This window comes from Paraburkholderia sp. BCC1876, from assembly GCF_902833695.1.
Classification (GTDB): Bacteria; Pseudomonadota; Gammaproteobacteria; order Burkholderiales; family Burkholderiaceae; genus Paraburkholderia.
Window position 1 is genome coordinate 1 of sequence record NZ_CADFGI010000102.1, and the last position, 435, is coordinate 435.

Sequence of the window (435 nt, forward strand, 5' to 3'; positions counted from 1 at the left end):
TGTAGTCGTAGGTGGGCGTCGCATCGTTGGGCCGGCCGTTCTTCGCGTTGTCGATCAGCGCGAATTCGCCGATGCCCTCCTCGTGCGCCACCTTGCCGTCCGGCGAGAGCCGGTTCAGCACCGAGCGCAGGCCGGCCTCGATGGCCGGCGCCTTGAGCACCGGCATCAGCATCTGCACCGAGATCAGCGTGTCGCGGCCGAAGTAGGTGTCGTATTGCCAGGAGCCGGCCAGCAGCTTGTCGTTGAAGCTCAGGAACTCGACCACCTCCTGGCTGACCGGATCGGCGCCCACCGAGGCCTCGAACAGATCGTCGTGGCCGATCGCCGAGAGCGGCGTCTCGCCGGTCAGCGCCTCGACGTGCAGGCGCAGCCGCTGGCTGCCGGCCGGCGCCTGCAGCACCAGCTTGCCGTCGGCCGTCGTATTGATGCTGCCGC

Annotated in this window: 1 pseudogene; it reads right to left on the reverse strand. The window is 68.5% G+C overall.

Annotated features, from left to right (window positions below):
• Positions 1 to 435: pseudogene (locus HWY05_RS37985) on the reverse strand (hypothetical protein); the annotation flags it as partial.